This is a genomic window from Microbulbifer sp. Q7, assembly GCF_001639145.1.
GTDB lineage: Bacteria > Pseudomonadota > Gammaproteobacteria > Pseudomonadales > Cellvibrionaceae > Microbulbifer.
Genome location: NZ_LROY01000001.1, coordinates 1,254,677 through 1,268,535, shown reverse-complemented (window position 1 = coordinate 1,268,535; position 13,859 = coordinate 1,254,677). Strand labels below are relative to the sequence as shown.

General features: G+C 57.7%; 9 protein-coding genes. 7 read left to right on the top strand and 2 right to left on the bottom strand.

Annotated features, from left to right (window positions below; genetic code table 11):
* Positions 1-57: 57 nt before the first annotated feature.
* Positions 58-654 carry a diaminobutyrate acetyltransferase gene (gene ectA, locus AU182_RS05150; protein ID WP_227718127.1) on the bottom strand — a complete coding sequence of 199 codons (597 nt, stop codon included), beginning with the start codon at positions 652-654 and terminating at the stop codon, positions 58-60.
* A 464-nt stretch (positions 655-1,118) separates the two neighbouring features.
* Between ectA and AU182_RS05145 the strand changes: the two genes are divergently transcribed.
* From AU182_RS05145 to AU182_RS05130, 4 genes are all read left to right on the top strand, one after another.
* Positions 1,119-1,637 (top strand): MarR family winged helix-turn-helix transcriptional regulator, encoded by a 519-nt coding sequence (locus AU182_RS05145; protein ID WP_066962224.1) that lies wholly within the window; start codon positions 1,119-1,121, stop codon positions 1,635-1,637.
* 468 nt (positions 1,638-2,105) lie between these two features.
* A complete protein-coding gene (locus AU182_RS05140; RefSeq protein ID WP_066961525.1) occupies positions 2,106-3,104 on the top strand; it encodes an FHA domain-containing protein in 999 nt (332 codons plus the stop codon).
* A gap of 161 nt (positions 3,105-3,265) precedes the next feature.
* The gene (locus tag AU182_RS05135; protein ID WP_066961521.1) at positions 3,266-5,929 is read left to right on the top strand and encodes a serine/threonine-protein kinase; all 2,664 of its coding nucleotides are present in this window, start codon (positions 3,266-3,268) and stop codon (positions 5,927-5,929) included.
* Between the two features lie 100 nt (positions 5,930-6,029).
* Positions 6,030-8,585, top strand: a complete 2,556-nt coding sequence (locus tag AU182_RS05130) for a serine/threonine-protein kinase (RefSeq protein ID WP_066961519.1) — start codon at positions 6,030-6,032, stop codon at positions 8,583-8,585.
* A gap of 10 nt (positions 8,586-8,595) precedes the next feature.
* Here AU182_RS05130 and AU182_RS05125 read toward each other — a convergent pair whose 3' ends face one another.
* Positions 8,596-9,099, bottom strand: a complete 504-nt coding sequence (locus AU182_RS05125) for a hypothetical protein (protein WP_153039115.1) — start codon at positions 9,097-9,099, stop codon at positions 8,596-8,598.
* 806 nt (positions 9,100-9,905) lie between these two features.
* On the opposite strand from AU182_RS05125, the gene AU182_RS05120 reads away from it, so the two are divergent.
* The 3 genes from AU182_RS05120 (at position 9,906) to hisC (ending at position 13,495) form a co-directional block, all read left to right on the top strand.
* Entirely contained in the window at positions 9,906-11,273 is a 1,368-nt protein-coding gene (locus tag AU182_RS05120) for a S1C family serine protease (protein WP_066962221.1), read from the top strand.
* Positions 11,264-12,304 (top strand): FHA domain-containing protein, encoded by a 1,041-nt coding sequence (locus tag AU182_RS05115; RefSeq protein WP_066961512.1) that lies wholly within the window; start codon positions 11,264-11,266, stop codon positions 12,302-12,304. The genes AU182_RS05120 and AU182_RS05115 overlap by 10 nt, the downstream gene beginning before the upstream one ends.
* Before the next feature lie 96 nt (positions 12,305-12,400).
* A complete protein-coding gene (gene hisC / locus AU182_RS05110) occupies positions 12,401-13,495 on the top strand; it encodes a histidinol-phosphate transaminase (RefSeq protein ID WP_066961509.1) in 1,095 nt (364 codons plus the stop codon).
* The last annotated feature ends 364 nt before the right edge of the window (positions 13,496-13,859 follow it).

The following is a 13,859-nucleotide window of genomic DNA, read 5'->3' as shown; positions in this document are numbered from 1 at the left end:
GATTAAAAACATAAATGGAAACAGGCAAACGGAATGTGGAGGCAGAGCGGCAACCGCTCAGAGGGCCGCCTCCTCACGCGCGACCGGCGCAAACGGCCCGATGCGCAACAGCATCTCGCTGTCGTGCTGGCCATTGAAGTGCCGCTCGCGGTCGAACATCACCGAGTCGGAACACGCCGCACCGAGCTTGCGCGCCAGGCTGCGGAACAGTGCCCAGGAGGCATCGTTGTCCGGCGTAATGGTGGTTTCGAGGTGGCTGACCGCCCGGCAGGCGGGGCGGGAGAGAATCTCTCGCAGCATGCGGCCGGCAAGGCCCATACCGCGCCCGTTTTCCGCCACCGCTACCTGCCAGATAAACAGGGTGTCGGGGCGATCGGGAATGAGATAACCGGAAATGAATCCCAGTAGCTCGCCATCGCGCTCGGCGGCCACGCTGGTGGCGGCGAAATGGCTGGCCTGCAACAGGTTGCAGTAGAGAGAGTTGGTATCCAGAGGGGGGCAGTTGCCAATCAGCTGGTGCACCCGGGCACCGTCTTCACTGACCGGGCGGCGCAGCTGGACTTGCTCACCCTGCTCGGTGGCCTCCTTGCGCTGCGCCCCCTGCACCTTGTCGTCTATAGCGTCGTCTTCTTTTTGCTCGCTCGTAGCGCTCAAACCAATACCTTTAGTCATCAAATTGTTAGAACACGATCAAACTTCTGTAACAAAGCCGAGTTTACCTGTGGCGCCCTCTTTTTCGTTTAAAGTTTGACCTTTGCAGCAAAAAAATATTTACTGCTCTAAATATTTAAATCCATAGTACTCTAAACATTCTTGAGGGCGCAAGACCAAGCCTTATGCAATTTGATCAGAACGCGGCCAGTTTTGGCGCCAGCGAAGAACCCCAAGATGGTGCGCAGCCCGCGCCAGTAAAGGGCTCGCGCACCATCAGGGGGCGCCAAACACCCCCCGCAGGAACGCCGGAAAAGGTTGCGCGAAACTCAACGCAAAAACCGACTAAAGATTCAAAAACCGGTTTCCACGAGGCGCACGAAGACAGAACAATTGACAAAACCCACGCAGAACCCAAAATCGGCCGCGGGCAAATAAGCCGTCGCGAATTCGAGAGCCTGCTGCTGATGGACAAAATTGAAGAAGTATTGATTACCCTGCGCCGCCTGATCCGCGCCACCGACCTGCACTCCAAACAGCTGGTCAAGACCGCCGGCCTTACTGCGCCGCAACTATTGCTGTTACAGGCCATCCGCGAGCAGGGCCAGGTCACCATCGGCGCCCTGGCCAAGGAAATCAGCCTCAGCCAGGCCACGGTCACCACCATCCTCGACCGCCTGGAGAAGCGCGGCCTGGTGTACCGGGAGCGCTCCCTGGAAGACAAGCGCAAGGTGCACGCCCACCTCACCGACAAAGGGGCCGAGATCATCCGCGATGCCCCAACGCCACTGCAGGAGCACTTCGTCAAGCAATTCCGCGATCTGCGGGAGTGGGAGCAATCCATGATCATCTCCGCCCTGCAGCGGGTGGCCCTGATGATGGACGCCGAGCACATCGACGCCTCCCCGGTGCTGGATGTGGGCGAGCTGGACCGCAAAGACAGCCGCAACCTCCCCACCAACGACGAAAAAGACTCCGACCGCTAAATCAGGGGCGGATACCCGCCCGCCGGGCGCACCCCACACCTGGTACGCCGGTACAAGGTTTTGCATATTTGGCAACAAGACGCATCCAATCGTTGCATTCGTTCCGCAGTCCGGTATAACTACGGCAACAACACTAAAGTGGACGGTCGCCCATTTGGGCAACGGCCACGGACTCAAGACAGCGGCGAAGGCACTGCTGCGGCAACGACAAAGAGAGGTGGACCACCCTGCTACGGCAGGCGCCGGTGTACCACCCAAAGCCGCCTGCACGCCCCGGCAATAACAATCGGCCAGCACCAATCTGCTCCAAACAGCGGGAATTGGCGCGTCAGCTGCGCACAAGGCTGTGCCCGGCGAGAACCACTCCGGCCGCCCTGTTCTTGATAATTTCTGTACGCCAGCCACCGACGGCTCTAGCACGAGATCGCTGGCGACGGGGTACAGTTTGTTTGGGGGAAGGGACCAGTCATGGCCAGCTTGCAACATCCGGATCAGGATCAACCCGTCTACCTGATGGCCCACCACACCATTGACCGCCGTCAGGGGGTTGCCGATACGCGCATCACTCTGCCTGAGATCTCCGGCATTCACGCCGCCGTCCAGTGGACCGGCAGCCACTGGATCATTCGCGACCTCAGCCGCAACGGTACCTGGGTCAACGGGCAGCAACTGATTCCCGCCAAGAACCAGCCGCTCAATATCGGCGATGCGCTTACGTTCGGTCGCGCCACCAACCCCGTATGGAAGGTGGAAAACCTCGACCCGCCGGAAAACCTGCTGATCGACCTCCACACCGGCGAAGGTATGCCGCTGGAGTCCTACCACCTGCTACCCGACGAGCACGACCCCATTGCCAGCCTGCACTTCAACCCGGTCAACGGCGTGTGGGTCTACGAACTGATTGAGGGGCCAGCGCACGGCGAGAGCGCCAAGGTGGTGACGCACAATAGCCGTATCGACTGCGCCCGCAGTAGCTGGCGGCTGTTCCTCGCCGCCAGCCAAAGCACCACCACCGAGCTCTCGTTCAAGAACCTGTGTGTCTCCGACTTCCGCCTGCGCTTTACCGTGAGCCATCACGAAGAGCATGTGCAACTGCAGTTGGCCAAAGACGACATGCGCCTCGACCTGGCGGCGCGCACCCATAACTACCTGCTGCTGTACCTGGCGCGCGCACGCATCCGCGACATTCGGCGCAATGTGGATGCGCCCGACCAGGGCTGGGTGGCCATTGATCTCGCCACCCGCGAGCTGGGTATCACGGTCAACCACCTGAACACCCAGATATTCCGCGCGCGCAAACAGATTGCCGACAGCCTGCCCGATGCCATCGACACCTCGCGGCTGGTAGAGCGACGTGCGTATGAAATGCGCCTGGGTGGCTACATGCTGGATATTTTCAAGGGCTCACAGAAAGAAGAGCTGGAAGCCAGCACCGGCGAGTACGCCGTAGAACCCGAGCCCGCCTGAGCCCAAATGCTCAGGCCATAGCCGAACGCACTAGAGCCGCACACACTAGAGCCGAACACACTCGCGCACGGACTTCGCGATACACTACCGGGCCTGCACAAGCGGGCCTCCTAATCCACGGACGGCGGTTTACCCGTAGATTTATTACCGCAGTCAGTAACATGCAACCAGAGCAGCTTCCTTTTTACATCGGCCGTTATCACGCCACCGCCCGGCTCGGCTCCGGCGGCATGGGTGTGGTCTACCTGGCCACCGACGAGCGCCTGAACCGCCAGGTGGCCATCAAGAAGCTGCTGCGCAATCCCAACAGCAGCAACGCCGGCGAGCGCATCCGCCGCGAAGCACTGCTGCTCGCACAACTCAATCACAGCAATATCGTGCAACTCTACGATGTGGTGGAGGACCCGAGCGGTATCGCCCTGGTGATGGAGTATGTGGACGGCTGCAGCCTCGACCGCTGGCAACGGGAGCGCGACCTGGACCTGCCGCAAAAACTACAACTGCTCAAGCAGGTGTGCGCCGGCCTCGCCCGTGCCCACAGCGCCGGCATCATCCACCGGGACCTGAAAGCCGAAAATATCCTGGTGGACAGCAGCGGCACCATCAAGATCACCGATTTTGGCATTGCCAAAAACTGGCACGAAGACAGCGGCCTCACCCGCGAGCAACATGTGGCCGGCAGCTGGGGCGCCATGTCGCCAGAGCAGGCCCAGGGCAAACCCCTGGACAACCGCAGCGACCTGTTTGCCCTCGGCGTTGTGGCCTATCGCCTGCTGTGCGGGCAGAGCCCCTTCGGCGACAACAGCAGCCCCTACGTGATTGTTGATCGCATTGTGAAAAGCCCGCACCCTCCGGCCAGCAAGCTGGCCCCGGAACTGCCCCAGGCCGCCAGCGATCTGCTCGACCGCCTGCTGGCGAAGCAGCCGCAACAGCGCCCACTGAACGCCACCGAAGTGGCTGCCGAGCTGGAATCCCTGTTGCAACAGCTGCGCGGTAGCGACACCCGATTTAGTCGCTCCCACAGTCGCACCCAGAGTCGCACCCACAGCCTCACCGCTACGGTAACCGCCGAGGACTACTTCCGGCGGCCCCACCGCCGCAGCCTGGGCCGCAGGGCCCTGGGCGCACTCGCGGTCTGCGCTGTCGGTATTGCGGCGATCGCCGGCGTTTCCCTGTATTCAGCGCCCGCCGAGTCCCAGAAAGGCCGCTACATTGCGGTTCTGGAACCGGACGTACGCGGGCAGGCCATGTCCCACGACCAGCGCCTGCTGGCGGGCAATGTGCAAAATGCGCTCAAACAGGGGCTGTCTGCCCGTCGCGGGCTGCACCTCATCTCCTATTCCGAGTCGCGCAAACTGGCCGGGCAGTCGCTCGCCAACCAGGCCAAATCCCTCAACGCGGATTTGCTGCTGCTCCCGGATATGGACTGCCAGGGGCGCAGCTGCGAACTGTCACTGGAACTACTCGACAGCACCACCCTGTCGGTCATCGGCAGCCAGAGCACCCGCCTGGTAATGGACGAAGGGCTGGAAAGCCGCGCGCGCACCCTGCACCAGCTGGACGCCCTGCTGACGGACTACCCGGCACAGGCCCTCAGCAGCTCCGCGCAGATCGACGACGAGGATTACCTCACCTACCTGGAAATCTACCAGCGCCGCGACGATTACCTGCACCTGGGGTCGCTGCTGGACCGGCTCGATGCACTGCAACAGCGGGCGCCGGGGTTCGCCCCGCTGTACGAACTGTACGCAGAAATGGTCATAGACCACGACTTCAACACCCGCGCCGCAGAGGCCGATGAACGCCTGGCAGCGCTGCTGCAACGAGCCCCCGAGCGGCTGAACGAAGCCCCGGAAATCCTGATCAGCGAATTGAGCCTCGCGATCATGCTCGGCGACATCGGGCGGGCCGAAAGCCTGCTGGAGAAGCTCAAGCTGACCCTGCCGGACAAAGCCACCTACCACCAGTTCAGCGCCGTCTATCACCAGGCACAGGGCGACTACCGCCGCGCCCTGCACAGCATCGACCAGGCTCTCGCCCTGCGCTCCAGCTACGCCTACCTGGGCCAGAAGGCCCTGAACCTCACCCTCGACGGCGACATGCCCGCCGCCAACGAGGTACTCCGGCAGGCCATCGCCCTCAACCCGGAATCCATCGAGGCCATCTCGCTGCTGGCCGCCAACATGCTCGACGGAGGCCAGCCCACCGAAACCATCCGCCTGCTGATGGAGGTTGGTCTCGACCGCATCGGGCCTATGGACACCTACAACCTGTGTCTCGCCTACTACATCGAAAAGCAGTACGCGCAATCGCAAACCTGCTTCCAGCGGGTCTCCGAGCTGGCCCCCAAAGACGCCTCCCCGCTGCTGTACCGCGCCGAAATCGCCCGCGAACAACAGCAGCCCGAGCGCGCCCAGGCACTGGCCCGGCAGGCGCTGGCGCTCACCCAGCAACGCAACGACTGGGAAGGCCTGCTGATGCGAGCCCGCGCCTACGCCGAGCTCGGCAACGGCGAGCAGGCGGTAGAAAACCTGCTCAAGATTCGCCGCGATGCCCCGGACGACCTCTACACCAATTACGCCCGCGCCCAGGTGTACATCACCACCGGCGACCTGCTCTCCGCCAAGGCGCACATTCGCAAAACCCTGCAGCAGGGCATCTCGCCCATCTGGTATTGCACCGCACGGTTTGTCAAAATCTGCAACATTCCCGCGTTCAACGACCTCCGGCAGCAATATCCGGGGTTGTGCCGCAGCGGGGAGCACCACAACACAGCGGGTGATTCCCAGATCGCCCGCGGCGACGAGACCAGCGCGAATCTGTAACGGCCCCCGGCCCGCACCGATGCCCCGCGGCTCGTCAACGCCCAGGCCAGGGGTATCGGCCGGGCGCACAATCAGGCTCTAACAAGAAGAAAACGCGCAGATGGACATTGCAGACCCCGAGGTTACGCAGCACAAGGCCGCCCCCAACACCCGTATCGGCAGCGACCGCTACCGCATCCGGAGCACCCTGGGCGCAGGCGGCATGGGCGTGGTCTACCTGGCCGACGACCTCAAGCTGCACCGCCAGGTGGCGATCAAGAAGCTGAAAGACGACGCCGCCAGCCAGAACGCCCGCGACCGCATTCAGCAGGAAGCCCGTTTATTAGCCCAGCTCAACCACCCCAATATTGTCGCCCTGCACGATGTACTGGAAGACAACGGCAGTGTTGCGCTGGTGATGGAATATATCGAGGGCACCACCCTGCGCGCCTGGATGCGCGAGCGCAGCCCCAGCCTGCAACAGAAACTCAGCCTGCTGATGCAGATCTGCCTGGGCCTGAGCGAAGCCCACAGCCTCGGCATCATTCACCGCGACCTGAAGTCCGACAATATCCTCATCGCGGAAAACACCAAGGGCGAACCGGTGGCTAAGATCACCGACTTCGGCATCGCCAAATCCCAGCAGCTGGATGAGAAAACCTTAACGGCGGAAAACCAGCTCGCGGGTACCATCACCGCCATGTCGCCGGAACAGATCCTCGGCAAACCGCTGGATGCCCGTAGCGACCTGTTCAGCCTTGGCACTATCGCCTACGAGCTACTCACCGGTAGCCGCCCCTTCGGCAAAAACGACATCGGCGCCCTGGCCATGGCCAACCGCGTCACCAACGATCCGCACACTCCGCCAGAAACTGCTTGGCCTGACATTCCGGAGCCCTTGGCTATACTGCTGGACAAACTTCTCAGCAAGGATACAAAACAGAGACCACAATCCGCCTCTGATGTGTATGAAGTGTTGGCTTACCTTATCGAGCAGACATTAACTTCCAACTCATTTGATCTATCCAAAACTGCAACGCTATTGATTACCAGACCCAAGAAAAATCAATGGATCAAGCTTGGAACTGCTATTGCTATAGTAGCGCTTTGCTACGCTGGATACTGGGCAATAAATAGAGAGCAGCAGCCTATTTTTGTCGCCACCCTACCAATAAAAATGCAGGCGGCAGACAATCTACCTGAAAAAGAGAAAGAGCACGCTTTAAGCTTCATTTCGGAATCTTCGAACTCCGCAATCTTGAATTTAAAACACACATACCTCATTAGAAATTCGACAGAAAGCAGCTCAGAAATCGTCATCCCAACAAACACAACAGATATAATTCAACCTGAGGCCATTTGCGATCTAACCAAATGCGAAATAACCTTTAGCCGCATTAATTCAAAAAACAATAGCATCATCGCCACCACAAAAGCCTCTATGCTAAGTGCAAAACTCTACGACAGTAACTCATCAATACAGCTTGCAATTAACGAACTCTTTAACGACAGGCACTTGTCAGCCACTCCCAATATTTCAAGCGATGAATTCAAAAGATACTTTGAAATATCCGAATCAATAAATTCGGGGAAAATCAATAGTGAAAACCTTCAGTTACTAGAATCATTAATTTATCAAAACCCTGACTTTCCAAATGGATACTTATTATTCATCCGGACAGCCGAGCAGTTATTTAACCGTTCCAACGACGAGAGTATCCACAAGAAAATTGAAGCATTACTAACGCATTTAAATACTTCTACAATCCAGAAAAACAGGCGCCTTCAAATTGAGGCGCAAGCACATATTGCGCTTGGTAATGGGGAGAAAGCAGAGAAAATAATAAGCACTCTAAGAGAATTGGGCTATAGCCAGCCAGAAATGTACACTCTCGCAGCTAAAATGGAACTATCCAAAGGAAATAACAGCAAGGCCAACGACTACATTGACATGGCCATTGAGCTTTTTCCAACCAGAAGAAATTACTACCTAAAAAGCTATATAAATTATTCGATCGGAAATCATCACGAGGCTAAAAAAAATATTGAGAAGTTCCTTGAGTTATCACCTGACCATAAAAGTGGGCTCGGATTATTGGCAGCAATTGACTTGCAAACCGGAAACCTGAACAACTCAATCAAAAGCTTATTAAAAATCTCAGACGAGGACCGAAGCGCTCCCAACAAAGTCAATCTTGGATTCGCATATATGCTACAAAAAAAATATATGCACGCAATGAAACAATTTGAAAGCGCTCTAGCACTACAACCAGAAAATCTAGGCACAAAAATAAATCTGGCGGACTCTTTGAAAGCACTAGGAATGCTTAATAAGGCAAACCAAACTTACGAATCGATTAAAAATTCTGATAACACCTCCCAAAACTGGAAAACTCAGCTTTTCAAAGCGGTCGCCGAGAGTAACCTCGGACAAACCAGGGAAGCAACTCGCCGATTACACAGCATTAGGAAAGAAGCAGAAAATGACTATCTGTACAGATACAATGCAGCCATTGTATATCTAGCCAGTGGGGACACGAACATGGCGGAAATATATATTGAAGCGCTATTAAACGAAGACAAGATCAGCCCGGTACTACTTCGTTATCCGGGCTTCGAGAGTATTTGCCAGTCAAGCAGCCTAAATAAAGCCCAAATTGAACTTATCTGCAACTAGTGGCTAGTGATTAAGGGATATCCGTATCCACCTGGATATCGGGGTCACCGGAGACATAATGCATGCCGCCATCCACCGTTTCACATAGCCAAAGAAAACTAAAATTATCCTGAATATGTTCTTTATCCTTAATAGTAATCTTTAGCTTTGTATAACGGCCGTCCACTCTTTTCGCTCGCGCAATAAACTGGTGCCTAAAATCCGGGCTCAATGCCAAAAGCCCATCCAGTTTACGGCTCGTGCTTATTGCAAATTCCAAGTCACGACCGGGCACCTTGGAAACATCCAGAGTCAAATTAATTTTTACGACTCCGGAATTTTCACGAAAATGAAACTTCATATTCCCAAAAAGCTCATTCGGGTTACTCACTTCAAACAACGGCCAATACTGTGAAGCTCCATCCTTTGGGGGTACGGGCTGTAAAACCATACTAAATTCAATGCCCTCTTCCGGCACGACCACATCTAGTACCGGTAATGAACCACAATAGTTATCTACTTCTGCTTTATTCATGTTTTTAGCCCTATCAAATTTACGCAGTGAGCAGTCACTTACATTCCCTGCAAACCGCCCAGGGTGATCGTTGGTCTTGAACAATTGATACAAACACAGACTCAGAACGAGAACTGCGTCACACAGCTTACTGCAACCGCTTGGCATTTTTCTACACGTGCCGCGGAGATTTTTGCCAAAAAAAACCGGCAGTAAGCAAGCTTACTGCCGGTGATAAACAGATGGTCCCAGCCATCTACGGTTACAACAACACTATCAAGAGCGAAATGAGGCATCCTTGCCTCTGTCAGACCCTTCCACTATCCCGGCTTCCTAGGCTCTGTGGTTGCCGGGCCGGCCTGACGGTTCAGCTTGCGCCGAAGTCTTCCTGATTTATCACCCCTCTCCTAGGCTCTGCTGAGACGGGCAACTACCAATCCTTTGGTAAATTGGTCGAGGGGCGCTGTACCGGATCCGGTGCGGAAAGCAATTCCGTCGCTTTCCTCGTGCCACCTTCCGTGATGGTCACCGTTACCGGGGTGTCTGCAATCCACCTTGCCGCGGCTCCCGTGAGGGCCGGGCATCGCGTCCCCCTCAACCTTGTAGGCACTGTACGGATTTCGCCATTACAGGTCGATCACACGCCATTACACGCTATTACACGCCAGCCGCCGCCACCGCCGTCGCCGCCATTCACTACACTTAGCCACCGGGCTTTCTATTATTGTCGGGATGCCCGCGGCTTGTTGTGCCTGTTGTTGCGCCATTGGCTATCCCGTAACATCAAGCGCCGTTTCGCCCACAAATCAATCAGTGCCGACTATACGATGTTGAAACCTTTGACGGGCCTGATCGCCCTGCTGTTGCTCACCTTTGCCAGCGTTTCCCAATCCCAGAGTTACGAGCAGCTGTACAGCGACTACCGCGGCAGCCTGTATCAGATCCGCCTGATCGAGCTGTCGTCCAATTCCAAGGCGGGGCTGGGTTCCGGGTTCCAGATCTCCACCGATGGCCTGATTGCCACCAATTACCATGTGGTGTCCGAGGCGGTGCACGACCCGGACAAGTACACGCTCAAGTACCTGTCGGTGGATGGCAAGGAAGGCGAGCTGGAGCTGCTGGATGTGGATGTGGTCAACGACCTGGCCATCCTGCGGCAAAAAGGTGCCTCGGGCAGTGACTTCCTGCGCCTGGCGTCGCAATCACCCAGCAAGGGGGAGACCATTGTCTCCATGGGCAACCCGCTGGACCTGGGCATGACCATTGTGCCCGGTACCTATAACGGTATTGCCGGCGGCAGCTTTTACGACCGCATTCATTTTTCCGGCTCGATCAATCCCGGCATGAGTGGCGGCCCGGTAATCAACCGCAAGGGCGAAGTGGTGGGCATCAATGTGGCCACCGCCGGCAACCAGATCAGTTTCCTGGTGCCGGTGGACAAGCTGGTGGCGCTGCTGCTGGATTACAAAAAAGAGGCCTCCGACGACAACGGCGCGCTGGAGCTGCAACCGGTGATCACCCGCCAGCTGCACAAAAACCAGCAGCGCATTATCGACCAGATACTCGAAGCGGACTGGCAGCTGCGTCCGCTGGGGGATGCGCTGGTGGTCGGGGAAATTGTGCCGTCCATCCAGTGCTGGGGAAATTCCACCGACGATGAGGACGACCCCATCAAACAGGTGGCGAAGGGCTGTACCGGCCAGGATGTGGTGTACCTGTCGGAAGACTTTGATACCGGCCGGGTGGAATACGAATTCTTCTGGCTGGAGGCCGACGACGACCTGCGCTCGTCGCGCTTTTACAGTGCCTACGAAGAGAACATGGGCGGGTTTTTCCCCGGCAACAGCGCCGGCGAAGACGATGTGACCAACTTCAACTGCAAGCAGCAGTTCACCCAGCATCCCCGAAATGGCCATGGCGCTGCCAAGCCAATGGGCGACCAGCAAGCCCCGCAGAACAACGAACCGGCAACGCCCCCCAAAGCCACCGGCAAGCGCGACCCGGTGATTGCGCGCACCTCGTACTGTGTGCGCCGCTACAAGGATTACCCGGATCTGTACGATGTGTTCTACGTGAGCCTCACGGTGGACCAGGACAACCGCGCGCTGGTGAGCCACTTTACCCTGTCGGGGTTTACCCAGGAGTCGGCCACGGCCTTTACCCAGAAGTTTGCGAGCGAAATCCAATGGCACTGATTATCGAAGAAATCAATCGTGTCCACCGGGTGGGCGCGCGCTATCGACTGGATGGCGAGCGCGCCACCATCGGCCGCTGTTACGACAACGCGGTGATGGTGGAAGACCCGCATGTGGATGCGGTGCACGCGGAAGTGGTGCGCGATGAAGACGGCTGCTATGTGCTGCGCGACCTGGGCAGCCTGAACGGCATCCGCCTGTTGCGCAATTTCCGCGACAAGTCGGTCAAGCCCACCAATATCCGCGAGCACCTGATCGAAAGTGGGGACGAGATTCAGGTGGGCAAAAGCCGCCTGCGTTTTATCGATACCGACATGAGTGTGCCCCCGGCCATTCCGCTGCATTCGGCGGAAACCATATTCGACCGGCTGGCAACGCCGCCGGTGGCTGTGGCACTGTGCGTGCTGGTGGCGGCGCTGAGCCTTTGGATGGCCTACATCTCCAGCACCAGCGAATTCAAGTGGACCGGCGCGGTGCAGGTGATTACCGACGCGGTGATCGGCCTGCTCATTTACGCCGCGGCCTGGGCGTTTATCGGCAAGGTGGTGAAGCACGAATCGCACTTTCTGGCGCACCTGTCTATCGCCGCCGCTGCGGCGCTGATCTACGCCGCCTGGCAATGGTTTGCCACCCTGCTCAATTTCAACTTTACCCTGCATCAGGTGATGCCGCTGTTGAACATTCTCGCCCTGGCCATTCTGATCCCGGTAATGCTGTGGTGTGCCGCCTACCTGGCGCTGAATATCGCGCCGCACTGGCGGCTGGTGGCGTCGATCCTGCTGCCGTGGTGTTTCCTCGGTTTTGTGGCGGCGGTGGAGATCGGCAAGGTGGGTGAATTCACCGGCGCACCGGAGGTATCCAAGGAGCTGAAGTCCAAGGATTTCCTGTGGCGCAAACCGGAGCCGCTGGACGAGTTCCTCGCCAGCACGCCGGCGCTGTTCGATATTTCCATTGAGGAGTCGGAAAACAAGCGCGGAAAGTCGTCGAAAAAATCATCTGCCGAGGGCGATCTGGATATTCAGGGCGAATAGCCGTCGAAGTCTGCGCCCACTCCGCTTAAAATCTCCCACCGCCGGGCTCGCCGCCTTCCCGTTTCCCGACCAGGTGCCCGGCCAAGGAGTGACAGCATGAGCGATCAAACGAAGGATCAGGCCCACGGCAATCCGTTCTGGAGCCCCGCCGTAGCGCAACTTCAGCCCTACGTGCCCGGCGAGCAGCCGAAAACCACTGCCCGCCTGATTAAACTCAACACCAACGAGAGCCCCTACCCGCCGTCGCCCAAGGCGCAGGCGGTGTTGAAGGAAGAGGGCCTGGCGAGCCACCTGCGCCTGTACCCGGACCCAGAATCCACCGAGCTGCGCGAGACCATCGCCACCCAGTTTGACCTGTCGCCAGAGCAGGTATTTGTGGGCAATGGCTCAGACGAGGTGCTGGCGCACGCGTTTTACAGTTTCTTCAAGCGCCCGCAGCCGCTGCTGTTTCCGGATATCACCTACAGCTTTTATCCGGTGTACTGCCAGTTCTACGACATTACGCCGCAGACCCTGCCGCTGCGCGAGGACTTTTCCATCGCGGTGGAAGACTACGGTGTCGAGAATGCCGGCGGTGTGATCCTGCCCAACCCCAACGCGCCCACCGGCCGCTACCTGCCGCTGGCGGAAATCGAGAAGCTGCTGCAGCTGCACCCCGAACGAGTGGTGGTGATCGATGAGGCGTATATTGATTTTGGCGGGGAGAGTGCCGTGGCGCTGATCGACCGCTACCCGAACCTGTTGGTGGTACACACGCTGTCGAAGTCCCACGCGCTGGCGGGTTTACGCCTGGGTTATGCGATGGGCCAGGCGCATCTGATCGAGGCCCTGAACCGGGCGAAGAACTCGTTTAATTCCTATCCCATCGATGGCATCGCGCAAAAAGTGGCGACCGCGGCCATTGCGGATCAGGCATGGCTGGCCGACAACTGCGCCAAGGTGATGGCCACCCGGGAGTGGACCTGCACGCAGCTGGGCGACCTCGGTTTCGACATCGTCCCGTCCACCGCCAACTTCATTTTTGCCAAACCGCCGAAGCTCTCCGCCGAGGATTTATTCAAGGCGCTACGCGAGCGCAACATCATCGTGCGCTACTTCAACAAGCCGCGGATTAGTGAGTACTTACGTATCAGCATTGGTACGGATGAGGAGATGCAGGCGCTAGTGGCGGCTTGCCGGGAGGTTTTGTAGAGGCCTCGTATTTATGTGGCATCGGTAACGAGCGCTGTACCCAACAATGTAGCGGCGTAGCTATCCGGTGCTCTCTGGCAAGACACGCCGTGAACCCATCCATGGGGGCTCTGCAAAAACATCCTGTTTTTGAAGGTCTTGCCAGAGAGCACCGGATGGCAACACCTTCATCCCCACCCCATACCAAAAAAGAAATACGTGAATAGCTAGACCAAATGTCTTTTAGGCCTGATGCGAAGGCTCTGCTACCGGGAAACCCTTCGCGAGACCGTCTGCGGCCTGGATGGCCGCAGCCGAGCCCCCAGGGATGGGTTGAGGGGGGGCGCCTAGCTCGTGTCTCGCGAAGGGTTTACCGGTAGCAGGG

Coding starts and splice junctions, on each gene's coding strand:
- AU182_RS05145 (WP_066962224.1), top strand. CDS start 1,119: ATGGACAAAATTGAAGAAGTATTGATTACCCTGCGCCGCCTGATCCGC.
- AU182_RS05140 (WP_066961525.1), top strand. CDS start 2,106: ATGGCCAGCTTGCAACATCCGGATCAGGATCAACCCGTCTACCTGATG.
- AU182_RS05135 (WP_066961521.1), top strand. CDS start 3,266: ATGCAACCAGAGCAGCTTCCTTTTTACATCGGCCGTTATCACGCCACC.
- AU182_RS05130 (WP_066961519.1), top strand. CDS start 6,030: ATGGACATTGCAGACCCCGAGGTTACGCAGCACAAGGCCGCCCCCAAC.
- AU182_RS05125 (WP_153039115.1), bottom strand. CDS start 9,099: ATGAATAAAGCAGAAGTAGATAACTATTGTGGTTCATTACCGGTACTA.
- AU182_RS05120 (WP_066962221.1), top strand. CDS start 9,906: ATGTTGAAACCTTTGACGGGCCTGATCGCCCTGCTGTTGCTCACCTTT.
- AU182_RS05115 (WP_066961512.1), top strand. CDS start 11,264: ATGGCACTGATTATCGAAGAAATCAATCGTGTCCACCGGGTGGGCGCG.
- hisC (WP_066961509.1), top strand. CDS start 12,401: ATGAGCGATCAAACGAAGGATCAGGCCCACGGCAATCCGTTCTGGAGC.